Origin of the sequence: Streptomyces niger (genome assembly GCF_000718305.1) — a bacterium.
GTDB lineage: Bacteria > Actinomycetota > Actinomycetes > Streptomycetales > Streptomycetaceae > Streptomyces > Streptomyces niger.
The window spans coordinates 172,877-196,644 of the sequence record NZ_JOFQ01000013.1; the positions used below are offsets into that span (position 1 = coordinate 172,877).

The window sequence follows — 23,768 nt, forward strand, 5'->3', positions numbered from 1 at the left end:
GGCGGCGTACACTCCGGCCATGTCCACCGCACAGTCCTCCCGCTCCGCCACGGCCACGTCCGCCGGCACGGCTGCGTCCACGTCCGCCGGCACGGCTGCGTCCGCCCGATCGGCCGCGGCCCGGCCCGCCTCGCTCACGGAGCGGCGGAAGGCCGCGACCGAGCTGGAGATCGCCCGTACCGCCGCGGCGCTCTTCGCCGAGCGGGGCGCCGCCGTCACCGCCGAGGACATCGCCCGTGCCGCGGGCGTCGCGCCGCGCACCTTCTACCGCTACTTCCGGACCAAGGAGGACGCGGTCGCGCCGATGCTGACCGGCGGCGTACGGGCCTGGACCGACGGGCTGGCCGAGCTGGCCGCGCGGGAGACGGAGCTGCCGTTGGGCGAGGTGCTGGAGCGGGCGGCCCGCGAGGCGTTGACGCCCACCGACGCGCGGGCCGAGGAGGCGCTGGAGTGGACGCGGGGGCTGCTGCACGCGATGCGGGACAACCCGGCGTTGCGTGCGGTGTGGCACCGCGCGCACCACGAATCCGAGCTGGCGCTCATCGAGGTGCTGGCGCGGACGACCACGGCGGGGCCGCTGGAGGTACGGCTGACCGCGGCCGCGGCGGACGGCGCGCTGCGGGCGGCGGTGGAGGCGTGGGCGGCGGGTGAGAGCGAGGAAGCGCCGGCCGAGTTGGCGGTACGGGGGATCCGGCTGGTGGCGGCGGGGCTGCCGTGGCTGACGGAGCGGCGGGGCGCGGGACGCGACTGAACGGCGGCGGTATCGCGCACTCCCGCCGCGCAGCGAGGCGGTCAGCCGGGCGCGTGCATGAGCTGCTGCAACCGTGCGTGGGGGGCGGGGAGGTGCTGGATGAGGCACGCCGCCGCAACGGCTCCCTCGGCGCCGTCGGTGTTCCGGACGAGGAGGCGTTCGCAGTCTTCCGAGCCGGTGGAGAACGCGGTGTCGGTGACGACCCGGTCCATCGCCTGCAGGTAGAGGCGGGCGGCGGTGTCGTCGTCCTCTTCCGCGTAGTGGCGGAAGCGGCGGTGCGGGCCGTCGCGCAGGGCCGGTTCGCCGTGGGCGACTGCCCGGGCCGCGGCGGTGGCCGCGGCGGGGTCGGTGGCGGTCCGGCTGGTGGAGCGGATCTGAGGGGCGGCGTCCGGTGGTCCCGAACGCGCGCCGTCCCGGTCTCCGCTGGTGCGGGGCCGGGACGGTGGGACGGCGGGGCGGGGCTCGGTGCCCCGGGGCTCACTTCTGGACGGGCGGGCAGTAGCCGGTCTTCTCGCCGATGGTGTTGATGACGGCGTTGGAGCGGGCGTCCTCCGCGTAGTTGATCTGGTTGGTGCAGCTGACACCGTCCTTCTTGGGGGTGCCCAGCGGCTTGTCGCCCTTCTGCGGTGCCGGGCAGTGGCCGGTCTCCTCGCCGATCGAGTTGATCTCGGCGTTGGACCGGGAGTCCCCCGCGTAGTTGAGCTGGTCCGTGCAGCGCTCCCCCGACTGCTTCGGGGTGGTGGCCGCCGGGGTGCCGGTGGCGGAGCCCTGGTCGGCCTTGCCCTGGTCGGTCTTGCCCTGGTCGGCCTCGGGCGTGGTGGTGGCGGACTGCGCGGGGTCCGAGGCGGCGGACGAGCTGCCGGCGGACGACGGCGTGTCGGTACCGGAGCCGTCACAGGCCGTCAGTCCGAACGCGGCAACGGCGATCACCATGGCGGCGGCGGCATTGCGGGCGTGGCGCAGAACGGTGCGGTTCGACACGTTCTCTCCCTGTTCTCTTGAGGGTGCTCTCGTGGTGGTGTCCCGGTCCGGCGGACCGGGCTGGTGAGATCAAGACTCGCCGTCGCCGCTGTTGATCCACCGCCGTTCCGCTAACGCCTCACTAACGCGGCGCGTCAGCCGGGAACCGAGGCGGCGTGTCAGCCGAGAGCCGAACGCCTGCCGGGCCCTGCCCGTCCCCGTCAGGCTCCCGCCATGACCGACACCGCGGCGGTAGCCGTCCTGTCCGACATCCATGGCGTCGCGCCCGCACTGGAGGCCGTGCTCGCCGAGCCCGACGTACGGGCGGCGCGTACCGTCGTCCTCGTCGGCGACCTGCTGTCCGGACCGCTCCCCCGCGAGACCCTCGCGCTGCTGCGCGGCCTCGGCGACCGGGCCGTATGGCTCCGCGGCAACGGCGAACGGGAACTGGCCGCGAGCCACGGCGATCCGGCCGCGCCCGTCCCCGACACGGTCACGCCCTGGGCGGCCCGGCAGCTCGACCCCGCCGACGCCGCGTACCTGGCCGCGTTGCCGGCGGACGTGACGCTGGACGTACCGGGTCTCGGCCCGGTGCTCTTCTGCCACGCCACCCCGCGCGACGACACCGAGATGATGCTCGTGGACTCCCGGCCGGAACGCTTCGCCGAGGTCATGGCGGGGGTACCGGCGAAGGTGCGGACGGTGGTGTGCGGCCACACCCACATGCCGTTCGTCCGGATCGTGCACGGGCGGCTGGTGGTGAACCCGGGCAGCATCGGGATGCCGTACGGGCGGGACGGCGCGCACTGGGCGCTGCTCGGACCCGGCGGCGGGGCGGTGACGCTGCGCCGCACGCCGTACGACCGGGAGGCGGCCTGCGCGCGGATCGTGGCGGAGTCCGGGTTTCCGGAGGCGGCCGCGTGGGCGGAGGAGTACGTGCGGCGCACCTACTCGGCGGAGGAGGCACTGGCCGTGTTCGGGCCGCTGGACGGGCGGTGACCAGGGCGGTGCAGCGAAGTGGCCCGGCCCCCGTACGCGGGTGCGTACGGGGGCCGGGCCGTTTCGACCGGGTGGTGCGGGCGTCAGCCGATCTGGGCGCCGTAGGCCTCGAGGGCCTCGGTGACCGGCTGGAAGAAGGTCTCGCCGCCCGCGGAGCAGTCGCCGCTGCCGCCGGAGGTCAGGCCGATGGCCTTGTCGCCGTCGAACAGCGCGCCGCCGCTGTCGCCGGGCTCGGCACAGACGTCGGTCTGGATCAGGCCGTCGACGGTGCCTTCCTGGTAGTTGACGCTGGCGTTCAGGGCCTTGACGGTGCCGTCGTGGACCTGGGTGGTGGAGCCGCTGCGCTGCACCTTCTCGCCGACGGTCGCCTCGGCCGCGCCACTGATGTCCTGGCTGCTGCCGTTGTAGAGGTCGACGGCGCTGGGGTGGTCGGTGTCACCGGTGTACTTCACCAGCGCGTAGTCGTTGCCGGGGAAGCTGGACTCCTCGGTCGTGGCGATCTCGCCACCGCCCTGGGAGTCCGACCAGCTCTTGACCGCGTTGCCGCAGTGGCCGGCGGTCAGGAAGTACGGCTGGCCGTCCTTGACGACGTTGAAGCCGAGCGAGCAGCGCGAGCCGCTCCCCCAGATCGCGTCGCCGCCGGCGATGAAGGGCTTGAACTCTCCCTTGCTGCGGTTGAGCTGCACCTTGCTGCCGAGGCTGTCGACGACCTTGGTGAGCTTCGCCAGCTTCGCGCCCTTGACGGTGCGGTCGGCGGTCACCACGACCTTGTTGGTCCGCGGGTCGACGCCCCAGGAGGTGCCGGGGATGGTGGCCTTGGACTTCAGGGTCTGCCGGGCGCCGTTCAGCTGGGCGAGCGTGTGCTGGACGATTCTGGGCTCGGCTCCCTTGGCCCGTACGGTGTCGGCGGTGGCCTCGTCCACCACGTTGACGACCAGCTTCTTGGCCTTGGCGTCGTAGTAGGAACCGGCCGTGCCGTCGGTGAGCTGCGCGGCGAGCTTGCCGGCCGCCGTCGGCGTCAGGGACAGCGGCGCGGGGGCCGGGCTGGCATTGGCACTGAGCGCGAAGGTGGCGCTGGCGGCCAGGGCGAGGGCGCCGGCGCCGGCCAGGGCTGCGCGTCGCTTGGGTATGCGGCGGTGCTTCAAGTCAGAACCTCCCGTGGGGGGAAGGGCCCGCCATGGTGGGGGAAGTGCGGGCCCTGAGGGGTGGAGATCAAGACACGGACGTGAACGGGCCATCCGTCGCGGACGGTCAGCACGCCCCCGGTACGGCCGGGTGCCGCACGGGTGCGCGGCCCGCATGCGCTGCCCACCGTCGGAAGCCGCGTCCGGCTCGACAGTCGCGTCCATGCCAATGCGCGTCGCCGAGTATTCCCACCCCCCAAGGGCACGCACAAGACCGAGTTCCGGTCTTGCGTACGACGATTCACCGATCGTCCACGGGTCCTGCACACCGATAACCGCGCATGTCCCTCCCCTTTCCGGTGTCCGGTGATCACGGTGAGCGGCCGGCGGTCAGCGCGGGGTGAGGACTACACCTGTCCGGAAACAGACGGTCCGCTTCCGCTCCCCCGCCGGCGGTTCACCGCGCGGTGCCGTCCCCGGGCTTCCCCTCGGCCCCGGGCTTCCCCTCGATCCCGGATTTCCGCTCGATCCCGGGCTTCCCCTCGATCCCGGGCACCTCCACCTCCGGGATCTCCACGCCGGGGACGTCCACCCCCGGCAGGTCGATGCCGGGAAGCTCCTCCGACGCGTCCAGCGCCACCTCTTCACGGCGCACGTCCTCGTGGCGTACGTCCTCGTGGCGTATGTCCTCCTGGTGCGCCTCGACCGGGCCGCTCCCGGGCTCCTCCCGCGTCCGCTCGTACGCCTCCGTCTGGGCCTGGGCCTGGAGTCCCGAGCGCTCCAGGAAGCGCAGCAATTCGACGGGGAAGGGCAGGACGAGGGTGGAGTTCTTCTCGGCGGCGACCGCCACCACGGTCTGCAGCAGGCGCAGTTGCAGGGCGGCGGGCTGGTCGGACATCTGCTGGGCGGCCTCGGCCAGCTTCTTGGAGGCCTGCAGCTCGGCGTCGGCGTTGATCACCCGGGCCCGCCGGTCGCGGGCGGCCTCCGCCTGCCGGGCCATCGAGCGTTTCATGGTCTCCGGCAGCGAGACGTCCTTGATCTCCACCCGGTCGATCTGCACGCCCCAGCCCAGCGCGGGGCTGTCGATCATGACTTCCAGGCCCTGGTTGAGCTTCTCGCGGTTGGAGAGCAGGTCGTCCAGGTCGCTCTTGCCGATGATGGAGCGCAGCGAGGTCTGGGCGACCTGGGAGACGGCGAAGCGGTAGTCCTCGACCTGGACGACCGCGTCGGCGGCGTCCACGACCTTGAAGTAGACCACCGCGTCGACCCGGACCGTGACGTTGTCGTGGGTGATGCCTTCCTGGGCCGGTACGGGCATCGTGACGATCTGCATGTTGACCCGGCGCATCCGGTCCACGAACGGGATGATCATGGTGAAGCCGGGGCCGCGAGCCGGGGAGGTGAGCCGCCCGAGCCGCAGGACGACGCCGCGTTCGTACTGTTTGATGACCCGGGCCGCGGCCGCCGCGTACACGGCGCCCGCCGAGGCCAGCGCCACCCCGGTCGCCACGAGTTCCTCGACCATCACGACCCCCTAGCACAGGCTGCCGGCCGTCCGAGTCGTACGTGGTTACACCGTATGCCCGGTTGCCGGGAGGGTCGAGTCCTATGTTTCTGGAAAACAAATAACGGAGGCGAGCACCACGGACGCAAGGGGCCCCCGCTCGCCGCGGCGAGCGGGGGCCTTACTGCTGCTGGCTGCAGTCCAGTGGCGCAGTATTCCTCAGTACGTGCCCGGGGCCGAGAACGCTCATCCGGCCACAGGGAAGTGCCGGACGTACCCGAGCGGGTTCAGCCTCAGTACACGCTGACGCCGTAGGCGCTCAGCGCCTCCGTGACGGGCTGGAAGAACGTGGTGCCGCCGGAGGTGCAGTCGCCGCTGCCGCCGGAGGTCAGGCCGAGCGCCTTGGTGCCGGAGTACAGCGGGCCTCCGCTGTCGCCGGGCTCGGCGCAGACCGTGGTCTGGATCATGCCGTAGACGACGTCGCCGCCGCCGTAGTTGACGGTCGCGTTCAGGGCGGTGACGCGGCCGCTGTGGATACCGGTGGTGGAGCCGCGGCGGGTGACGGTCTGGCCGACGGTCGGGGTACCGGCGCTGGTGATGTCCTGGCTGCCGACGGTGCCCTCGTGCGAGACGGAGCCGGTGTACTTGATGATGCCGTAGTCGTTGCCGGGGAAGCTGGAGCCGGCGGTCGGGCCGATCGACGCGCCGCTGCCGGTGGTCCACGACGGGTTGCCGTCGGTGCAGTGGCCGGCGGTCAGGGCGTAGTAGGTGGAGCCGTTGCGGACGTTGAAGCCGAGCGAGCAGCGCCAGCTCGGGGCGTAGATGGCGTCGCCGCCCGAGATGTACTTCTCGAACTTGCCGGCCGTGCGCTCGAAGCTGAGGGCGCCGGCGTTGACGCCCGCCGCCTTCTTGATCTTCGCTATCTCGGCCTGGGAGACGGTCTTGTCGACCGTGACGACGACCTTGTTCGTCGCCTTGTCGACCCGCCATGCGGTGCCCGCGACATCCGCCGCGCGGACCGAGTGGTCGGCAGCGGACAGCTGCGTGGCGCTGAACGTGGTGGCCGGCTGCACATCGGCGCTGGCGCTGGGTACGGCCACGGCTCCCGCGACGAGCAGGCCGGACGCCACGGCGATCAGCCGGGTGCGTCTGACGACGCCGCTGCGGGGGGTGATGCGCTCGTTCCTCACTTCTTCCTCCGAGGGGAATCGGGGGTCGCCTGTAGGCGGCCCGTGAGGCGCAGCCAGGCAGCACGGGATTCCGTTTTCCGCGTGCCCCTGACAAGCGCTGGACGGGAGTCTGGAGTGTCCGGGCCCGGTGCGCAAGAGGCTGTTTCCGGTCCGAGGCATGCCACATGGCCCCGGCAGCGGGGGTTTCTGCTGCCGGGGCGGTGGGCCCGGTCCCCTCGGTCGGCGCTTTGACGCGGCGCGGTCCCGGGTGGTTCCGCGTGGCCCGGTCCGCGGGGCGGCCGCGCGTCAGTGACCGGCGCTGAGCTGCCGTTCTCCGGCGCGCAGGGCGAACGGGAGGGTGTTGCCGGGCGGCGGGAACGGGCAGCGGAACTGGTCGGCGAAGGCACACGGCGGGAGCAGTGTGCGGTTCAGATCGACGGTCACCGTGCCGTCGGCGGCGGGCGCGGGCGGCCGCAGGAATCGGAAGCGATAACTGTCGGTTCCGCTGGTGGCGTCCGCGAGCACCGCCCACAGCGAGCCGTCGGCCTCCACCGCGACCTGGAGGGTGTGCTCCTCCCCGGCGACGGTGAAGGCCAGTTCACCGCCGAGGCCGAGGCCGCGCTCCCGGCCGTCGGCGTTCGGCACCTGGATCGTGCGCCTCTGCTCGTACGGGTGGAACCGGCCGGTCAGCCGCCACTCCTCGGCGTAGGGGAACGCATCGATGCCGGTGAACGCGCGCAGCGCGGCGGATTCCGGATCGAAGACCCGGACGGCCCACCGGTCCTCGCGCCGCAGGACGACCAGGCGCCGGCCGCCGTGCGCGACGCGGGCCGCCTCCGGTGCGGAGTCGGGGCCGAGCCGTGCCTCGCCGCTGAACGGGGCGCCGTCCAGCGTCAGCCCGTCCCCCGTGCTGGCGGTCAGTCGCACTGCCTCGCCGGCCTCGGCCCAGTGGCCGGGAACGTTCTCGATCCGGCCGTCGGGATGGTCGGCGAGCCAGTGCGTGCCGGTCAGCGCCAGCGGCCCGTACGGCCCCGAGACGGTCCGTTCGCGCAGCTCACGCCAGGTCCGCCAGTCCTTCTCCGCTTCCGTGCCCATGGCGGTCAACCCTTCCACACCGGGCTGCGTGCGGGCTCGGGGAGCCCCAGGTGCGCGCGGAGCGTGTTCCCCTCGTACTCGGTACGGAACGCGCCCCGCTCCTGCAGCAGCGGTACGACCCGGTCCACGAAGTCGTCCAGCCCGCCGGGGGTGAGATGCGGTACGAGGATGAAGCCGTCGGCGGCGTTCTGGGTGACGAACGCGTCCATCTCGGCGGCGACCGCCTCCGGGGTGCCGATGAAGGACTGCCGGCCGGTCGCCTCGATGACCGTTTCGCGGAGGGACAACCCCTTGGCCTCGGACAGCGCCCGCCAGCGGTCGGCGATCTCCTTCGGGTCGCCGAGCCGGGTCCGGCCCTGGGTGAGCCGCGCGTCGGGGTCGGGGTCGAAGGCGGGGAGCGGCCCGTCGGGGTCGAGGTGGGAGAGGTCGGTGCCCCAGATCTGTTCGGCGGCGAGCAGCGCGTTCTGCGGGGAGACCTGCCGGCGGCGGATGTGGTGGGCCTTCTCCTGGGCCTCGGCCGCGGTGTCCCCGAGCACGAAGGTGACGCCCGGCATGATCTTGAGCGAGTCGGCGGTGCGGCCGTGCGCGGCGAGCCGTCCCTTGACGTCGGCGTAGAAGGCGCGGCCCGCCTCCAGGGTGCCGTGCCGGGTGAAGATCACGTCGGCGGCGGAGGCGGCGAAGTCACGGCCCGCCGGGGAGTCCCCGGCCTGGATGACGACGGGGTGGCCCTGCGGGCTGCGCGGGACGGTGAACTCGCCCCGGATGTCGAAGTGCTGCCCGTGGTGCGCGAACGGCCGGGGCGTGCCGTCCTCGGACCAGGAGTCCCACAGTTCGCGCGCGGTGGCGACGAACTCGGCGGCGCGGGTGTAGCGCTCCGCGTGGTCGAGGTAGCCGCCCCGCCGGAAGTTCTCACCCGTGAACGCGTCGGAGGAGGTGACCACGTTCCAGGCGGCGCGGCCCGCGCTCAGGTGGTCCAGGGTGGCCAGTCGGCGGGCGAGTTCGTAGGGCTCGTTGAAGGTGGCGTTGACGGTCGCGGCGAGGCCCAGCCGGTCGGTGACCGCGGCGAGCGCGTTCAGCACGGTCAGCGACTCGGGCCTGCCCACCACGTCCAGGTCGTGGATGCGGCCCTTGTGCTCGCGCAGCCGCAGCCCCTCGGCGAGGAAGAAGAAGTCGAAGCGGCCGCGTTCGGCGGTGCGGGCGAGGTGGACGAAGGAGTCGAACTCGATCTGACTGCCCGCTTCGGGGGACTGCCAGACCGTGGTGTTGTTCACGCCCGGGAAGTGAGCGGCCAGGTGCAGTCGTTTGCGTGCGGGCGTACGGGAGGTGGTCATGCGGAGGCCTTTCCGGTGCGGGCGGCGTAGCGGCTGACCGGGCGGTCCAGGCCGAGGTGGTCGCGCAGGGTGGTGCCCGCGTACGAGCGGCGCAGCAGGCCGCGGCGGCGGAGGACGGGGACGGTGCCGTCGACGAGGCGGCCGAGGTCGCGTACGGGGTCGGCGGGCCGGAGGTGGAAGCCGTCGGCGGTGTCGGCGGCGTGCCAGTCGGTGAGCAGGTCGGCGAGGCCGGCCGCGTCCCCGGCGGCGGGCAGTTCGATGGGCAGCGAGGCCAGGACGCGCAGGGTGCCCGGGGCGCGGCCCAGCTCCGCGGCGCGGGCGCGCAGTGCGGCGCGGGCCGCGTACGCGGTGTCGGGGTCCTCGGCGCGGACCAGGGCGACGTCGGCGTGGGCCGCCGCGGCCTCGCGGGCGGCGGCGTCGGTGGCGTCGAGGACGATGACGGGCCGGCCCTGCGGGGGTCGGGGGACGATGGAGGGGCCGCGTACGGTGAACGGCTCGCCGGTGGAAGAGGTTCCGCGGAAGTCGACGTGGTGGAGCTTGTCGCGGTCGATGAAGCGGCCGGTGGCGGCGTCCCGGATCTCCGCGTCGTCCTCCCAGCTGTCCCAGAGCCGGCCGACCACGTCGGCCACGTCGGCGGCCTCCCGCCACAGCGCTTCGGCGGGGGCCGCGGGGCGGCGTCCGAAGAGCGCGGCTTCGGCCGGGGTGCGGGACACCTCGGCCTGCCAGCCGGCCCGGCCGCGGCTGACCCAGTCCAGGGTCTGTACGGCGGTGGCGACGTGGAACGGTTCGGTGTGGGTGGTGGTCACCGTCGGGACCAGTCCGAGGTGTGCGGTGTGCGGCGCGACCCCGGCCAGGACGGCGAGGGCGTCGGGGCCGGGCCGGGCGAAGGTGTCGCCGAGCGTGGCGAAGTCCAGGGTGGCGCGCTCGGCGAGACGGGCGAGGTGTACGTAGGGCGCCGCCTCGAAGGGGCCCGGTACGCCGGGGGCGTCGAGGGCGACGGCGAGGTGCGGCGGCCGCTGGCTTACGGACATGGGTGTGCGCCTCCCGGTGCGGCGAAAAGGGTGAGCAGTGGTCATCGCGCGGTCCTGGGCAGCCCGCGCGGATTGATCTCCGACTTCGTGACGGCCTCGTTCGCCAGGCCCCAGCGGTCGAGCACCTTCTTGTAGGCGCCGTTGTCGATGACGTGCTGGAGGGCCGCGGCGTAGGGCTTCACCAGCCCGTTGTCCTTCTTCGTGGTGGCGGCGATCTTGCCCTGCACCTGGTCGCCGCCGCCGGAGAAGGTGCCGACGATCTCGGTCTGACCGGCGGTGGCCACGTGGTACGCGGAGGTCGGGTGGGGCCCGAAGTAGGCGTCGATGCGGCCGGACCGGAGGGCGAGGTAGTAGTCGGAGGTGTTCTGGTAGTACGTGATGTCGACCGGCTTGCGGCCCGCCTTCTCGTTCTGCTTGCTCCAGTCGACGAGGATCTTCTCCTGGTTGGTGCCGGAGCTGACGGCGATCTTCTTGCCGGCGACGTCCTTCGCGCCGCGCACCTTCCAGTGGCTGCCCTTGCGGGCCTCCATGGCCAGTTCGTCCAGCCGGTAGGTGGCGAAGTCGTACTTGTCCTTGCGTTCCTCGGTGACCGTGACGTTGGAGAGGACGCCGTCGAGCTTGCCGCTGTCCAGGCCGACGAAGAGGTTCTCCCAGGACAGGGCGTGGAATGCGGGCTTCAGGCCGAGGGTGTCGGCGATGAGGGTGGCGAGGTCCCGTTCGACGCCGATCAGGGTGCGGTCGTCGGTGGCGTAGAAGCCCAGCGGCGGGTTGCTGCCGGTGGACAGGCCGAACCGGAGGGTGCCGCGGTCCCGTATCCGGGCGGGTACCTGTGCGGCGATGTCCGGGGCCTTCTTCACGTGGATGCGGTGCTGGTCGGGGCTGGTGTTGATCTTCGACTTGGCGCCGCTGCTCCCGGGGGCGGCGTCCAGCGGCGCGGCCTCGCCCTTCCCGCAGGCGCTGAGCAGCACCGTTCCGGCGGTGAGCGCGAGGGCGGCGGACAGGGCGCGGCGGCGGTTCACGGGGGTGCTCCTCGGGGGATGCGGCGGGGTGCCGGGACGGTGGTGCGGCATGGTCACAGGACCTTGGAGAGGAAGGCGCGGGTGCGCTCGTGGCGCGGTGCGTCGAGGATCTGGGAGGGCGGGCCCTGTTCGACGATGCGGCCGTCGTCCATGAAGACGACGGTGTCGGCCACCTCGCGCGCGAAGCCGATTTCATGGGTGACGACGATCATGGTGGTGCCCTGCTGCGCGAGGTCCTTGATGACGTCGAGGACCTCGCCGACCAGTTCGGGGTCGAGCGCGGAGGTCGGCTCGTCGAAGAGGAGCAGCTTCGGTTCCAGGGCGAGCGCGCGGGCGATGGCGACGCGCTGCTGCTGGCCGCCGGAGAGCTGTCGGGGGTAGGCGTCGGCCTTGTCGGCGAGGCCGACGCGTTCGAGCAGCCGGCGGGCCGCGGCCTCGGCGTCCTTGCGGGACCGCTTGAGCGCGGCGACCGGCGCCTCGGTGATGTTCTCCAGCACGGTCAGGTGCGGGAAGAGGTGGAAGTTCTGGAAGACGAAGCCGATGTGCGTGCGCTGCTTGAGGATGTCGCGCTCGCGCAGCTCGTAGAGCTTGTCGCCGGACCTCCGGTACCCGACCAACTGTCCGTCCACGCTGACCTGGCCGCTGTCCACCTTCTCCAGGTGGTTGACGGTCCGCAGCAGCGTGGACTTGCCGGACCCGGACGGGCCGAGGACGACGGTGACCTCGCCGGTCCGGACCGTGAGGTCGATGCCGCGCAGCACCTCCACGGACCCGAAGCTCTTGGTCACGGACCTGATGTCGACCATCGCGCTCATCGCGTGGCCCCCTTCGCGAAGTGTCGTTCGATGTAGTGCTGGAGGACGGAGAGCGCGCCGGTGAGCAGGACGTACCAGACGGTGGCGACCATCAGCAGGGGCACCACCCGGCCGTTGCGGCCGTAGACGACCTGGACCTGGTAGAAGAGTTCGCCGATCGCCATGACGGAGACGATCGAGGTGCCCTTGAAGAGGGAGATGACCTCGTTGGCGGCGTTGGGCAGGATGGCGCGCATGGCCTGCGGCAGGACGATGCGCCGCAGTTGGCGCAGCCGGGGGATGCCGAGTGCGGCGGCGGCTGCGAGCTGCCCGTCGTCCACGGCGAGGACGCCGCCGCGCACGATCTCCGCGGCGTAGGCGGCCTGGTGGAGGGCGAGTCCGAGGACCGCCGCGCTCATGGCGCCGACCAGGTTGACCGTGTCGAAGGAGAAGAAGCCGGGGCCGAACGGGATGCCGATGTCGATGCGCTTGTAGAGGTAGGCGAGGTTGAACCAGAACAGCAGCTGGACGATGAGCGGGACCGCGCGGAACACCCAGATGTAGCCGGCCGCCACCGTCTTCAGGAACGGGCTGTCCGACAGCCGCATGAAGGCCAGCACCAGGCCGAGCAGGAAGCCCAGCGCGGTGCCGTAGAGGGTCAGCTGCAGGGTGGTGCCCACCGCGCGCAGGATCGTCTCCGTGGTGAAGAACTGCGCGAAGACCCCCCATTCCCAGCCGGGGTTGGTGACCAGCCCGTGCGCGAACTGGGCGAGGACGACGGCGGTGAGGGCGATGGCCGCCCAGCGCGCCGGGTGGCGTACGGGGACGACCTTCAGGGCGGGAGCTTCGGTGGGTGGTGGTCCGGCGCGCTCCGGGGCGTCTGCGGCGGGTGCGTCACTGGTCAGCGGCATGGTGTTCCTTGGGGGTGCGTGCGGCGAGGAAGGTGAGCAGGGTGCGGGCCGTCGCGTCGTTCTGGCGGAAGGAGGGCGCGTTGGTGCCGGGCCGGGTGAAGGCGCCGGAGGCCCGCGCGTCGGTGTGCGGGCCGAGCGCGAAGCGGCGCGGGTGGGCCCGGCCCGCGCGGTCCAGGACCCGGCCGTCGGCGGCGTCGACGCGCAGCAGCCCGCCGGGAGTGGTGGCGGCCCCGTCGGCGTACAGGCCGCGCAGCAGCGCGTCCCTGCTGTGTGCGACGGAGGGTGCGGGGAGCCGGGCCTCCACCAGGGCGCGGGCGGTGACCTCGGTGTGCGGCAGGCTTGCGCTGCCCGCCCGGAAGAGTCCGGTCGTCCCGTCGGCGGTGACGGTGACGTCGGCGCCGAGGAACCGCACGACGCCGGCCCGGGACAGGGCGAGCAGTTGTTTCAGCCGGGGGCCGGGCGGCCCGGAGGCGAGGTAGCTGAAGAAGCCGTGCCACCACGGGCCGAGGTCGCCGAACCGGGTCAGCTGCCCGTAGACGGACAGCAGCGCGAGGAAGACGGCCTGGTCGGGGCTGTGCGCGGGGTCGTGGCGGCGGTCCAGGTCGGCCTGGATGTAGCCGCGCAGGCCGTCTTGGAGCGCCGCCGCGTTCGGGTAGCGCACGCCGGCCAGTGGACGGTCGAGCGTGTCGAGGTCGAGGCGGTCGGCGGGGTCGGGCACGGAGGCGGCGACCAGGGTGTGGAGTGCGGCGCTGCCGGGGTCGGCGGCGGCGTACTTCTCCTCGAAGTCGGTCCAGTGCACGGCCGTGCGTTCCGGGTGGGCGGTGAACAGCCGGTGGTAGTGGGCGAACCCCAGCTCCTTGGCGATGAGCGGCCAGATGTCGCGGGTGAAGTCGGGGCCGCCGGGCCGGGCGAGCAGTGCGTCCGCCTCGGCGGGCCCGAAAAACCGCGGCAGCGGCGGCCGTTCGCCCGTCCAGTCGTAACCGATCTTGGAGTGGTAGGGGACGCCGCGCCGCGACCCGACGTGCAGCACCGGCTCCTCGCCCGACGGCAGGTACCCGAGCTGCCCGTCGGGCCGGGTGAGGTAGCGGCCGCCGCGGCCCTCGGTGAGCAGGATCATCAGGTCGACGAAGGCCAGGCCCATGCCCCGGACCAGTACCGGTTCGCCGGCGCGCAGCCCGGACAGGTCGCTGTCGGCGGTGAAGTCCGGCGGCAGGTACGTCAGTCCGTGCGTGGCGGCGAAGGAGGCCAGCGCCTGTTCTTCGGGCGGCGGTTCGGAGCCGAGGTGGCCGAGGGTGAGCACGACGAGGTCGGCGACGAGCGGGGCGGGGCGGCCTTCGAGCCAGACCTGCTGGCGGCCGTCGCGCGGCCCGGCGAGCCGGACGGCGTGGTGCCGGTGTTCGTGCACGGCGATCCGGGGTGGCAGGGCCGCGACCGCGCGGTCGTACACCCAGCCGAGGTAGTGGCCCTGGAGCCGGCGGTCGGCGAAGTCCCGCGGCCCCAGCGCGCCGGCCGCCTCGGCCGCGCCGGACGGCACGGTGACCGTGCCGTCCCCGGCCTGCCGCGCCCAGGCGGCGAGGGTGGGTCCGGCGCGTACCGGGCCGACCATCTCCACGGACGCGTCGGTGAACATGGTGATGTCCTCGGCGAGGGAGTTCATCCACAGCAGCGGGGACTGGTCGTGCCGCCAGATCCGGCCGGCGCCGGGCGGGTGCGGGTCGACGAGGTGGATGTCCAGCGGCCGGTCGCCGTAGAGGTCGGCGGCGTTGGCGGCGATGCGTTCCAGCAGCCCGGTCCCCCGCGGCCCGGCCCCCACGATCACCAGCGTCGGGCTCATCGGGCGCGCTCCGCACCGCGTGCGTAGTGCCGCTCCACGTAGTACTGGCCGACGCTGAGCACCGAGGTGATGACGACGTACCAGATGGTGGCGACGAGCAGCAGCGGGATGACCTGGTAGGTGCGGTGGTAGACCAGCTGCACGGAGTACAGCAGGTCCTGGACCGCGATGACGGAGACGATCGAGGTGCCCTTGAGGGTGCCGATCAGCATGTTCCCGGCGGGCGGCACGATCGCGCGCATGGCCTGTGGCAGCACGATCCGCCGGCCGCGCCGCCACCGGCTCAGGCCGAGGGACTGCGCGGCCTCCAGCTGGCCGCGGTCGACGGAGAGGATGCCGCCGCGTACGACCTCGGCGGCGTAGGCGGCCTCGTGCAGGGTGAGGCCGATGAGGGCGACGGTGAGCGGGCCGAAGAGGTGCACCGTCTTCACGCCGAGGATGTGCGGGTACAGCGCGCCGATGTTGAACCAGAAGAGGAGCTGCACCAGGACGGGCATCGACCGGAACAGCCACACGTAGCCCCAGCCGACGCCTCTGAGCACGGGGTTGGCGGACAGTCGCAGCGCGGCGAGCAGGGTGCCCAGCGCGAAGCCGAGCACCATGACCAGCGCGGTGAGCCAGAGCGTGAGCCACAGGCCGCGCAGGACGGCGGTGGTGAAGAAGTAGCTCGCGACCACGTCCCATTGGAAGGCGTCGTTGCGGACGACCGAGGTGGCGGCGAGCGCGAGGAGGACCAGGACGAGCGCCGCGGCGGCCCGTTGGCCGGTGCGGCGGCGCGGGACGATGCGGGGCGCCTCGTCGGGGTCGGTTCTCCCCGGTGGCGGCGGGTGGGCAGGGGTGTCGAGGGTGCCGGGGACCGGCTGGGCGGAAGGCATGCGAAGGCTCCGTCGATGCAGAGATCGAACACGGGAGTGGAGCGCCTTCACACAGGCTCAGAAAACGGTCGCGCCCCTCAGCACGGCCGCCTTTGAGGCTATGGCGACGGTACGGCGCACTGTCAAGCCCGTCCGGATCGTGAGATGTTGGTCTCGTCGGCAGTTGACGCGGAAACGGATGCCTGTTCCACTTGGCGGCATGCACTCATGGCAGCGGCTGGTCACCCGCGACCACATCGACTTCGGTCGAGTGTGGTCGTCGTCCTGTTGAGCTGACCCCCTGCACCACGCCCGCCGTCCTCTTCGGCCGGGCCGTTTCGCGGTTCTGATCACCTCTTCCTGATCCCGCCGCGCCTTCACACGCCTCCGCGCCTCCCTCGGCGCACCCTCCCCTCGCTTCCCCGTTCCTTCGGCCTGCTCGAAGAAGGGCGCGACACCATGCGCTTCGGCGTCATGACATTGATCGACAACGTCCCGGACGCGGTGTCCGGGCGGCTGCTCACGCCGCATCGGCGCCTCCAGGAGGTCGTCGAACTGGCCGTACTGGCAGAGGAGTTGGGCTACGACGCCGTCGGCGTCGGGGAACGGCACGGACCGCCGTTCCTCGCCAGCTCCCCGGCCACGGTCCTGGGCGCGATCGCCGCGCGCACCCACCGCATCCGCCTCTTCACCACCGTCACCGTCCTGTCCACTCTCGACCCGGTCCGGGTCGCCGAGGAGTACGCCACCGTCGACCAGCTCTCCGGCGGCCGCCTGGAGCTGATGATCGGCAAGGGCAATGCACCCGAACCGTGGGCCCTCTTCGGCCGCGACCCGGCCGACCGGTACGACCTCCACGAGGAGAACTACGAACTGTTGCACCGGCTGTGGAGCGAGGAGAAGGTCACCTGGTCAGGGCGGTTCCGCCCACCGCTGACCGACGCGACCACGCTCCCCCGCCCGTACCGGCGGCCGCCCACCGTCTGGCACGGCAGCGCCACCAGCGAACGCTCCGCGGATTTCGCCGCCGTATGGGGCGACCCGCTGTTCACCGCCAACGTCATCCAGCCCGTCGCCGACTACGCCCGGCTGATCGACCACTACCGCGAACGCTGGGCGGAGTACGGCCACGACCCCTCGGCCGCGCTGGTCGGCGCGGGCGGCACCCTGTACGTCGCCCCGAGCGACCGCGCCGCGCGCGAGGAGTTCGCGCCGTACTACGAGGCGGCGGTCGCGGCCCGGGACGTGCCCGGCAACAACACCCCCTACCGCCGTCTCGACGATGCCGCAGCCCACGGGCCCGCCCTCGTCGGCTCGCCGGACCGGGTCATCGACAAGATCCTCCAGCAGCACGCGGCGTACGGGCACGCGGTGCAGTTCTTCGGCGTGGAGAGCGCCGGGCTGCCGTTCGCGCGCAAGGCCGAGGTGCTGCGGCTGGCGGCCGACCAGGTGCTGCCGGCGCTCCGCAAGGAGGCGCCCGACACGCTCCCCTGGGACCGCCCGTGACCGCTCCGGCCCCGCATCCCACCGAACTGACGGTGCATCACACCACCGTCACCGACCCGCTCGCCCGACCGCTGCTCACCGAGCTGACCTACGAGTACAGCACCCGCTACGAGAAGCCGGTGGACCTGGACCGGGAGTACCCACCCGAGGAGTTCGGCCCACCCGGCGGCGCCTTCCTGCTGCTCCTGGAGCACGGCCGGCCGGTCGCCGGCGGCGCGTACCGGCAGTACGACGCGCACACCGCCGAGCTGAAACGGATCTGGACGCACTCGGCGCACCGCCGCCGGGGACTGGCCCGGCGCGTCCTGCACGCCCTGGAGCGGGACGCCGCCGCGCGCGGCTACACCCGCCTCTACCTCACCACCGGCCCGCGCCAGCCCGAGGCCAAGGGCCTTTACCTCGCGGCCGGTTACCGCCCGCTCTTCGATGTGACCGCCGACCCGGAGTCGATCGGCCCGCTGCCCTTCGAGAAGTACCTGGAGATCCCGGCCCCATGAGCCCGAACGCCACCAGAGCCGCCGTACTGCTCGCCGCCGCGGCCCTCGCCCTGACCTCCTGCGCCGCGCCGAAGGAGACGGCGAAGACGGCCGGCGCGGCCGAGGAGAAGATCCCCACCACCGATGTGGTCAAGGACGTCAGGCAGGATCCTGCCGCCGCGAAGCTGCTGCCGGAAGCCGTACGCGAGCGCGGCACCCTCTCCCTCGCCACCAGCGTCGGCACGCCGCCCGGCGCCACCTACCTGCCGGACGGGAAGACCGTGGTGGGGCAGGACATCGACTTCGCCGACGCCGTGGCGAAGGTACTCGGCCTGCGCTTCACGCGCGAGGAAGCCGGCTTCGAAGCGATCCTGCCGGCGTTGGGCAGCGGCAAGTACGACCTGGGGACCGGCAATTTCGGTGTCACCCGGGACCGCAAGAAGACGATCGACTTCGTCACCTACATCAACGACGGCCAGGGCTTCGCGGTCCGCGACGACAGTCCCCTGAAGAAGGTCACCGATCTGACGCAGCTGTGCGGCCTGACCGTGGCGACCTCGGCGGGCACCACCTTCGAGGCGACGCTGGAGCAGAGCCGCTCCCGCTGCACGAAGGCCGGCGAGAAGCCGTACGAGGTCAAGACCTACGCCGAACAGGGCGCGCTGTGGATCTCCCTCCAGCAGGGCCGCAGCGACGTGGTGATGAGCACCATCAACGGGCTGCGCTATGCGGTGCGGCAGCAGGAGGGGCTGCGCTTCCTGAACGAGTACCAGCGACTGGACGTCGGATTCGCCTTCAAGAAGGGCAGCGAGCTGACCCCCGCCTTCCGGGCGGCGGTGAACCGGCTGAAGAAGGACGGCACGTACGACCGCATCCTGAAGAAGTGGGGCACCACGGGCTCGGCGATCGACGCCTCCCGCATCAATCCACCGGCCAAGGGGTGAGGGCGACACGAAGCCGGCCGACGTGACCGCCGCCCCGGTTCCCGCCGCGCAGCTGCATTCTTACCGGTATATTGCGATCTGTCCTGCCGGGCGGGTCCAAGGGAGCGCGCACACCGTGTGACACCCTTCGCACAGTCAGTTCGCGGTCATCGCCTTGAAGCTGACGCTGTGCCATCCTCATTGCACCAGATGTGTCACGAACCCCCCATGCGGCGGCTATCCACTTGGCACATCATCCGCGTCATGGCCGACCATAGAGGGGCGGACAGCACACCGCGGGAGAGAGGAGGCGTCCATGGGATCGGTGCGCAAGGCGAGTGCGTGGCTTGGCCTCGTCGACGACAACGATGACGAGCGTTACTACGACGACGACTACGCCGAGGGGTCCGAGCCCGAACAGACGGGCGGCAACTCCTGGGTGACCGACCCTCGGGTGCGGGTGGCCGACCAGACGGCGCAGGAGCAGGGCACCCGGATCGCCACGGTCACCCCGGACGGCTTCCGGGACGCCCGTGGGATCGGTGAGCTCTTCCGGTCCGGTGTGCCGGTCATCGTCAACCTCACGGCGATGGACTCCGCCGACGCCAAGCGGGTCGTCGACTTCGCGGCGGGGCTGACGTTCGGGCTGCGCGGCTCGATCGAGCGCGTGGCGACGCGGGTCTTCCTCCTCACGCCGCCCGACTACCGGGTGGTGAGCGGCGGCGAGGTCACGGGCCGCCGCCGCGAGGGCGGGTTCTTCAACCAGAGCTGACGTCGCTCTTGCGGATCGGCCGCGGCCGATCCGCAGGAGCACGTCGGCCCGCTCACCGGAAGGCGTCGAGCCCGGTGAGTGCCTTGCCCAGTACGAGCTGGTGCATTTCCACGGTGCCCTCGTAGGTGAGCACCGATTCCAGGTTCGTGGCGTGCCGCATGACGGGGTACTCCAGCGAGATGCCGTTGGCACCCAGGATGGTGCGCGAGGTGCGGCAGATCTCGATCGCCTCCCGCACGTTGTTGAGCTTGCCGAAGCTGACCTGCTCCGGGCGGAGCTTCCCCGCGTCCAGCCGGCGCCCGAGGTGGTGCGCGAGCAGGACGCCCTTGTGCAGCTCCACGGCCATGTCGGCGAGCTTGCCCTGGGTGAGCTGGAAGCCGCCGATCGCCTTGCCGAACTGCTCGCGGGTCTTCGCGTAGCCAAGGGCCGACTCGAAGCTGGCGCGGGCCGCGCCCATGGCGCCCCAGACGATGCCGTACCGGGCGTGGCTGAGGCAGCTGAGGGGGCCGCGCAGGCCCTTGACCTCCGGCAGTACCGCGTCGGCGGGCAGCCGGACGTCGTCCAGGACCAGCTCGCTGGTGACCGAGGCGCGCAGCGACCACTTGTGCTTGATCTCGGGCGCGGAGAAGCCGGGGGCGTCGGTGGGCACGACGAAGCCGCGGACGCCGTCGTCGGTGCGGGCCCAGACCACCGCGACGCCGGCCACCGAGCCGTTGGTGATCCACATCTTGCGGCCGTTGAGGATCCAGTCCGAGCCGTCGCGCTTGGCGAAGGTGCGCATGTTGGCCGGGTCGGAGCCGTGGTCGGGCTCGGTGAGGCCGAAGCAGCCGATGACCTCGCCGGCGGCCATCCGCGGCAGCCACTGCTGCTTCTGCTCCTCGGAGCCGAACTTCCAGATGGCGTACATGGCGAGCGAGCCCTGCACGGAGACCAGCGAGCGGATGCCGGAGTCGGCGGCCTCCAGCTCCAGGCAGGCCAGGCCGTACTGGACGGCGGAGGCACCGGCGCAGCCGTAGCCGGTGAGCGACATGCCGAGCGCGCCGATGGAGCCCAGCTCCCGGGCCAGGTCCTGGATGCCGGGCAGCTCGCCGGCCTCGTACCACTCGGCGATGTGCGGCAGCACGCGGTCGGCGGCCCACTGCCGGACGGTGTCGCGGACGGCCTTGTCCTCGTCGGAGAGGAGGTCGTCGATGCCCAGCGGGTCGGCCGGGTCGAAGGGCGGCAGGGTGGATGCGGACATGACGAGGGCCTCCTGCGGCTGCGCGAAAAACTAGCAGTGGTAGTTATTGCTCACGGCAGACGTTACGACGCGCGCGGACGCGCCACAAGAGGGCCCGTGCCGGACCCGGCGACGGGACGGCTCAGTGCGGGCGGGAGGCGGCGGTGGCACGCTCGGAGCCGTGGCCCGGGCCCGCGGCGTCCCCGTCGGCGCGCTCCGAGGGCTCGGCCGCGCGCCGGGGCAGCCGGAGCGCTATCGCCGCACCGACCAGCAGCAGCACCGCGCTGGCCACGAGAGTGACGTGCAGACCGTGCACGAAGGACGCGCGGGCCGCCTCGCGCAGCGCGCGCCGCGCGTGTGCCCCGAGATCGCCGGCGACCTGGTACGCCTCGCCCAGGGAGTGCCCCGCGGCCCGGCTCGCACGGTGCGGCACGCCCGCGACGTGGTGCAGCCCGGGCGCGTAGACGGCGTTCATCACGCTGCCGAGCAGGGCCACGCCGATGCCGGCGCCGAGCTGGTAGGAGGTCTCCCCGATGGCCGCCGCTCCCCCGGACGCCTCGGCGGGCGCCTCGCTGAGCATCGACTCGTACGCGCCGAAGAGCGTGGACTGGAAGCCGAAGCCGAGCAGGACGAAGCCGGCGGAGAGCTGCCAGGGGTGGTCGTGGGTGCCCATCGTGGTCAGGCAGAGCACGGCGAAGGCGGTGAGTACGAAGCCCGCCGAGACCATCACCCGCGGGCCGAGCCGCGTCAGCATCCGGGAGCCGGTGAGCCCGGCCGCCATCGCGGCGAAGACCAGCGGCAGCATCCGCAGCCCGGTCTCCAGCGGGCTCATGCCGAGCACCAGCTGGAGGTACTGCACGGCTATGAGCTGCAGGCCGACCAGCGCCAGCATGGCCAGCACGATGCAGCCGACGGACGTGCCGAACGCCGGGCGGGCGAAGAGCCGCATGTCGATCAGCGGGTGCTCGCGGCGCCGCTGGCGGCGGACGAAGAGGGCGAGCAGCAGCGCCCCGACGAGGATCGGGAGCAGCGTCGTCCAGCCCAGGACGGGCGCCCCGCTGCCGATCCGCTTCACCCCGAAGACCAGGCCGAGCACGCCGAGCGCCGCGACGACCGCGCCGAGCACGTCCCACGGGCCGTTCCGCTCGCCCCGGGACTCCGGCAGCAGCCAGCGGCCGACCAGCAGCATCACGGCCATCATCGGGATGTTGATGAGGAAGACCGAACCCCACCAGAAGTTCTCGACCAGGAAGCCGCCGAGCACCGGGCCGACGGCCGCGCCGACCGCGGCGACCGCGCTCCACACGCCGATGGCCACGGCCCGCTCCCGCCGGTCGGGGAAGACCTGGCGCAGGATCGACAGCGTCGCCGGCATGATCATCGCGCCGCCGACGCCGAGCAGCGCCCTGGCCACGATGAGGATCTGTGGGTTGGGCGCCAGCGCGGCACCGGCCGAGGCGATCGCGAAGAGCCCGTAGCCGAAGAGCAGTATCCGGCGTCTGCCGACTCTGTCGCCGAGCGTCCCGAAGAGGATCAGCAGGGACGCCGCGATGAGCGGATAGACATCGACGACCCAGAGCAGTTCGACGGGCCCCGGACGCAGATCCTCGGTCACGGCCGGCACGGCGACGTAGAGGATCGTCGTGTCCAGGGCGACGAACAGCAGGCTGACGCAGAGCACGATCAGCACGGTCCAGCGGTTGGCGCCGCCGCCGCGATGCCGGGTGACACCAGCCGTCCGCTCTGCGCCGGACGTGGTTGTCCCGGACATGTACGCACCTCCTGTCGAGCACTCGCAGCCGCGCGCGACGGCACGACGAACACCCCGGGGGAACCGGCGGCACGGGCGAGTTGTGACGAAAGCCTACGCGAGTCGCCGGGCAGGACACATGGCTCACCTCACGATGAGATGCTCATCGCAAGGACCGGTGGGTGTCATACCCACTGCGCAGGGCACTCGCTACCATTCGCCGCCGACTCCTTCGGGTGACCTCCGCACCCCCTGTCCCGGCCCCGTACCCGTGCGGCACCCGCCACGTTCCGGCCATCATGACCACGCGCCCCTCGGGCCACCTGGATAATCGGATTGATGACCGATCTCGCTTTCTCCGCCACCGCGGGTCCGGCTGCGGCAGGCAGAGGGGCCGGGGCCGCGCTGCGCCGCGCCGCGCCCGCCCTGGCGGCGTACGCGGCGATCCGCCTGCTGGGCCTCGTGGTCCTCGCCGCTTGGTCGGCGGCGGCCGGCAAGGACTGGCAGACCCTCCTCGCCGCCCGCTGGGACTCCCTTTGGTACACCCGCGTCGCCGAGCACGGCTACGGCTACGCCGTCCAGCTGCCCGGCGGCGAGGTCCACTCCAACCTCGCCTTCTTCCCGCTGCTGCCGTGGCTGGAGCGGGGCCTCTCGGCGCTGCTGCCGCTGTCGGCGGCCGGCGCCGGGGTGCTGGTGAGCTGGGCCGCCTCGCTGGCCGCCGCCTGGGCCCTGTACGCCACGGGCGAGCGGCTGCACGGCCCACGGGCCGGGGTGACGCTGGCGGCGCTGTGGGCCGCGGTCCCGATAGGCGTCGTGCAGTCCATGGCGTACTCGGAGGCGCTGTTCACCGCGCTCGCGGCCTGGGCGCTGTACGCGGTGCTGTCCGACCGGTGGGTGTGGGCCGGCGTGCTGACGTCGCTGGCGGGGCTGACCCGGCCGGTGGGCGCCGCGGTCGTCGCGGCCGTGTGGGCCGCCGCCGCGCTCACCCTGTGGCGCGCGCGGTCCCCCGAGGGGCGGCCCGCCCGGCGGCGGCGCGGCCGGCTGCCGGCCGGAGTGGCGCTCGCCCCGGTGGGCTGGTGCGCCTTCTTCCTCTGGGTGGGCGCCCGGGAAGGGAGCCCGACCGGCTATCTGGACGTCCAGGCGGGCTGGGACAACGGCTTCGACGGCGGCCTGGCCTTCGCCGCCTTCACCTGGCGGCTGCTGGCGGGGCCCGCCTTCCCCGCCGGGCTGGCGCTGGTGGCCGGGGTCGCGGCGGTGATCTGGCTGTACGTGCTCGGCGTACGGCGGGGGCAGCCGGTGCCGCTGCTGGTCTACGGCGGCCTCGTGCTCGCACTGGCCCTGACCGCCAAGGGCTACTTCGGCTCCAAGCCGCGGCTGATGCTGCCGGCGTACCCGCTGCTGCTGCCGCCCGCCGCGGCGCTGGCCCGGTGGCGCCCCCGGTACGCCGCGGCCGTCCTCGGCGTGCTCGCGACCGGCTCCGCGGTGTACGGCGCGTTCTGGCTCAACGGCTCGGGCCCGCCGTGATCCTCTCGCGGCCGTTCCGGCGGGTGACCAGGAAACTTCCCTCCGTCACCCCGGTGCACCGGCAAACGTTCCGTGACGCCGGGGGAAATCCGCGATAAACACCGCCACGGAGAAATGCATTAGGCCTGCGTACGGTCGGCCACTCGGATGGTGCGCGGGCGAAAGAGCGATTTACTGAATTCTCTTGGCAGGGTCCTGGCGAATGGCTTGTTTGAGACGCAT

The 23,768-nt window shown here is 72.4% G+C and carries 22 protein-coding genes; 7 read left to right on the top strand and 15 right to left on the bottom strand.

Translation table 11 applies throughout. The features are described 5' to 3' along the window. Positions 1–19: 19 nt before the first annotated feature. Positions 20–751, top strand: a complete 732-nt coding sequence (locus IF20_RS24975; RefSeq protein WP_110944518.1) for a TetR family transcriptional regulator — start codon at positions 20–22, stop codon at positions 749–751. A 41-nt stretch (positions 752–792) separates the two neighbouring features. Here IF20_RS24975 and IF20_RS39320 read toward each other — a convergent pair whose 3' ends face one another. Together IF20_RS39320 and IF20_RS24980 are read right to left on the bottom strand one after the other, a co-directional pair. Continuing rightward, positions 793–963 carry a hypothetical protein gene (locus IF20_RS39320; RefSeq protein WP_199896728.1) on the bottom strand — a complete coding sequence of 57 codons (171 nt, stop codon included), beginning with the start codon at positions 961–963 and terminating at the stop codon, positions 793–795. A 265-nt stretch (positions 964–1,228) separates the two neighbouring features. Next, positions 1,229–1,732 (bottom strand): hypothetical protein, encoded by a 504-nt coding sequence (locus tag IF20_RS24980; protein WP_110944519.1) that lies wholly within the window; start codon positions 1,730–1,732, stop codon positions 1,229–1,231. Between the two features lie 213 nt (positions 1,733–1,945). Here IF20_RS24980 and IF20_RS24985 point away from each other — a divergent pair, with 213 nt between their 5' ends. Continuing rightward, positions 1,946–2,710: a metallophosphoesterase family protein gene (locus tag IF20_RS24985; protein ID WP_052867539.1), complete on the top strand. Its 765-nt coding sequence runs from the start codon at positions 1,946–1,948 to the stop codon at positions 2,708–2,710. Positions 2,711–2,793: 83 nt separating this feature from the next. On the opposite strand, the gene IF20_RS24990 is transcribed toward IF20_RS24985, so the two are convergent. The 11 genes from IF20_RS24990 to IF20_RS25040 all read right to left on the bottom strand — a co-directional run bounded on the left by IF20_RS24990 (position 2,794) and on the right by IF20_RS25040 (position 15,397). Continuing rightward, positions 2,794–3,855 (bottom strand): S1 family peptidase, encoded by a 1,062-nt coding sequence (locus IF20_RS24990; protein ID WP_052867541.1) that lies wholly within the window; start codon positions 3,853–3,855, stop codon positions 2,794–2,796. A 436-nt stretch (positions 3,856–4,291) separates the two neighbouring features. After that, entirely contained in the window at positions 4,292–5,359 is a 1,068-nt protein-coding gene (locus IF20_RS24995) for a slipin family protein (protein WP_199896730.1), read from the bottom strand. A 272-nt stretch (positions 5,360–5,631) separates the two neighbouring features. Next, positions 5,632–6,528, bottom strand: a complete 897-nt coding sequence (locus IF20_RS25000; protein ID WP_052867542.1) for a S1 family peptidase — start codon at positions 6,526–6,528, stop codon at positions 5,632–5,634. Positions 6,529–6,813: 285 nt separating this feature from the next. Next, a complete protein-coding gene (locus IF20_RS25005) occupies positions 6,814–7,602 on the bottom strand; it encodes a DUF1684 domain-containing protein (protein ID WP_052867544.1) in 789 nt (262 codons plus the stop codon). Between the two features lie 5 nt (positions 7,603–7,607). Then, positions 7,608–8,933, bottom strand: a complete 1,326-nt coding sequence (locus IF20_RS25010) for an NtaA/DmoA family FMN-dependent monooxygenase (protein ID WP_052867546.1) — start codon at positions 8,931–8,933, stop codon at positions 7,608–7,610. Continuing rightward, on the bottom strand, positions 8,930–9,964 hold the full coding sequence (locus IF20_RS25015; RefSeq protein ID WP_052867550.1) for an LLM class flavin-dependent oxidoreductase: 1,035 nt from the start codon (positions 9,962–9,964) through the stop codon (positions 8,930–8,932). Before IF20_RS25015 ends, IF20_RS25010 begins: the two co-directional genes overlap by 4 nt. A 41-nt stretch (positions 9,965–10,005) precedes the next feature. Further along, a complete protein-coding gene (locus IF20_RS25020; protein ID WP_052867551.1) occupies positions 10,006–10,983 on the bottom strand; it encodes an ABC transporter substrate-binding protein in 978 nt (325 codons plus the stop codon). Between the two features lie 53 nt (positions 10,984–11,036). Further along, on the bottom strand, positions 11,037–11,798 hold the full coding sequence (locus IF20_RS25025) for an amino acid ABC transporter ATP-binding protein (RefSeq protein ID WP_052867552.1): 762 nt from the start codon (positions 11,796–11,798) through the stop codon (positions 11,037–11,039). Continuing rightward, positions 11,795–12,688, bottom strand: a complete 894-nt coding sequence (locus IF20_RS25030; protein WP_052867553.1) for an amino acid ABC transporter permease — start codon at positions 12,686–12,688, stop codon at positions 11,795–11,797. Before IF20_RS25030 ends, IF20_RS25025 begins: the two co-directional genes overlap by 4 nt. Further along, the gene (locus tag IF20_RS25035) at positions 12,672–14,522 is read right to left on the bottom strand and encodes an FAD/NAD(P)-binding protein (protein ID WP_052867555.1); all 1,851 of its coding nucleotides are present in this window, start codon (positions 14,520–14,522) and stop codon (positions 12,672–12,674) included. The genes IF20_RS25030 and IF20_RS25035 overlap by 17 nt, the downstream gene beginning before the upstream one ends. Next, complete coding sequence (locus IF20_RS25040; protein ID WP_052867557.1) at positions 14,519–15,397, bottom strand: amino acid ABC transporter permease; 879 nt, start codon at positions 15,395–15,397, stop codon at positions 14,519–14,521. The genes IF20_RS25035 and IF20_RS25040 overlap by 4 nt, the downstream gene beginning before the upstream one ends. A 438-nt stretch (positions 15,398–15,835) precedes the next feature. On the opposite strand from IF20_RS25040, the gene IF20_RS25045 reads away from it, so the two are divergent. The 4 genes from IF20_RS25045 to IF20_RS25060 all read left to right on the top strand — a co-directional run bounded on the left by IF20_RS25045 (position 15,836) and on the right by IF20_RS25060 (position 19,053). Then, positions 15,836–16,882 carry an LLM class flavin-dependent oxidoreductase gene (locus tag IF20_RS25045; RefSeq protein ID WP_052867558.1) on the top strand — a complete coding sequence of 349 codons (1,047 nt, stop codon included), beginning with the start codon at positions 15,836–15,838 and terminating at the stop codon, positions 16,880–16,882. Beyond that, the gene (locus IF20_RS25050; RefSeq protein WP_199896732.1) at positions 16,879–17,379 is read left to right on the top strand and encodes a GNAT family N-acetyltransferase; all 501 of its coding nucleotides are present in this window, start codon (positions 16,879–16,881) and stop codon (positions 17,377–17,379) included. Before IF20_RS25045 ends, IF20_RS25050 begins: the two co-directional genes overlap by 4 nt. Next, the gene (locus IF20_RS25055; protein ID WP_052867560.1) at positions 17,376–18,302 is read left to right on the top strand and encodes an ABC transporter substrate-binding protein; all 927 of its coding nucleotides are present in this window, start codon (positions 17,376–17,378) and stop codon (positions 18,300–18,302) included. The genes IF20_RS25050 and IF20_RS25055 overlap by 4 nt, the downstream gene beginning before the upstream one ends. A gap of 295 nt (positions 18,303–18,597) precedes the next feature. Continuing rightward, positions 18,598–19,053 (top strand): cell division protein SepF, encoded by a 456-nt coding sequence (locus IF20_RS25060; protein WP_052867562.1) that lies wholly within the window; start codon positions 18,598–18,600, stop codon positions 19,051–19,053. Positions 19,054–19,105: 52 nt separating this feature from the next. On the opposite strand, the gene IF20_RS25065 is transcribed toward IF20_RS25060, so the two are convergent. After that, on the bottom strand, positions 19,106–20,293 hold the full coding sequence (locus IF20_RS25065) for an acyl-CoA dehydrogenase family protein (RefSeq protein WP_052867563.1): 1,188 nt from the start codon (positions 20,291–20,293) through the stop codon (positions 19,106–19,108). Between the two features lie 121 nt (positions 20,294–20,414). Continuing rightward, a complete protein-coding gene (locus IF20_RS25070) occupies positions 20,415–22,043 on the bottom strand; it encodes an MFS transporter (RefSeq protein ID WP_052867565.1) in 1,629 nt (542 codons plus the stop codon). Positions 22,044–22,361: 318 nt separating this feature from the next. Here IF20_RS25070 and IF20_RS25075 point away from each other — a divergent pair, with 318 nt between their 5' ends. Beyond that, a complete protein-coding gene (locus IF20_RS25075; RefSeq protein WP_052867567.1) occupies positions 22,362–23,546 on the top strand; it encodes a glycosyltransferase family 39 protein in 1,185 nt (394 codons plus the stop codon). Positions 23,547–23,768: the final 222 nt, after the last annotated feature.

Coding starts and splice junctions, on each gene's coding strand:
- IF20_RS25075 (WP_052867567.1), top strand. CDS start 22,362: ATGACCGATCTCGCTTTCTCCGCCACCGCGGGTCCGGCTGCGGCAGGC.
- IF20_RS24985 (WP_052867539.1), top strand. CDS start 1,946: ATGACCGACACCGCGGCGGTAGCCGTCCTGTCCGACATCCATGGCGTC.
- IF20_RS25065 (WP_052867563.1), bottom strand. CDS start 20,293: ATGTCCGCATCCACCCTGCCGCCCTTCGACCCGGCCGACCCGCTGGGC.
- IF20_RS24995 (WP_199896730.1), bottom strand. CDS start 5,359: ATGGTCGAGGAACTCGTGGCGACCGGGGTGGCGCTGGCCTCGGCGGGC.
- IF20_RS25025 (WP_052867552.1), bottom strand. CDS start 11,798: ATGAGCGCGATGGTCGACATCAGGTCCGTGACCAAGAGCTTCGGGTCC.
- IF20_RS25055 (WP_052867560.1), top strand. CDS start 17,376: ATGAGCCCGAACGCCACCAGAGCCGCCGTACTGCTCGCCGCCGCGGCC.
- IF20_RS25030 (WP_052867553.1), bottom strand. CDS start 12,688: ATGCCGCTGACCAGTGACGCACCCGCCGCAGACGCCCCGGAGCGCGCC.
- IF20_RS25035 (WP_052867555.1), bottom strand. CDS start 14,522: ATGAGCCCGACGCTGGTGATCGTGGGGGCCGGGCCGCGGGGGACCGGG.
- IF20_RS25010 (WP_052867546.1), bottom strand. CDS start 8,933: ATGACCACCTCCCGTACGCCCGCACGCAAACGACTGCACCTGGCCGCT.
- IF20_RS25060 (WP_052867562.1), top strand. CDS start 18,598: ATGGGATCGGTGCGCAAGGCGAGTGCGTGGCTTGGCCTCGTCGACGAC.
- IF20_RS25005 (WP_052867544.1), bottom strand. CDS start 7,602: ATGGGCACGGAAGCGGAGAAGGACTGGCGGACCTGGCGTGAGCTGCGC.
- IF20_RS25040 (WP_052867557.1), bottom strand. CDS start 15,397: ATGCCTTCCGCCCAGCCGGTCCCCGGCACCCTCGACACCCCTGCCCAC.
- IF20_RS39320 (WP_199896728.1), bottom strand. CDS start 963: ATGGACCGGGTCGTCACCGACACCGCGTTCTCCACCGGCTCGGAAGAC.
- IF20_RS25015 (WP_052867550.1), bottom strand. CDS start 9,964: ATGTCCGTAAGCCAGCGGCCGCCGCACCTCGCCGTCGCCCTCGACGCC.
- IF20_RS25045 (WP_052867558.1), top strand. CDS start 15,836: ATGCGCTTCGGCGTCATGACATTGATCGACAACGTCCCGGACGCGGTG.
- IF20_RS24975 (WP_110944518.1), top strand. CDS start 20: ATGTCCACCGCACAGTCCTCCCGCTCCGCCACGGCCACGTCCGCCGGC.
- IF20_RS25070 (WP_052867565.1), bottom strand. CDS start 22,043: ATGTCCGGGACAACCACGTCCGGCGCAGAGCGGACGGCTGGTGTCACC.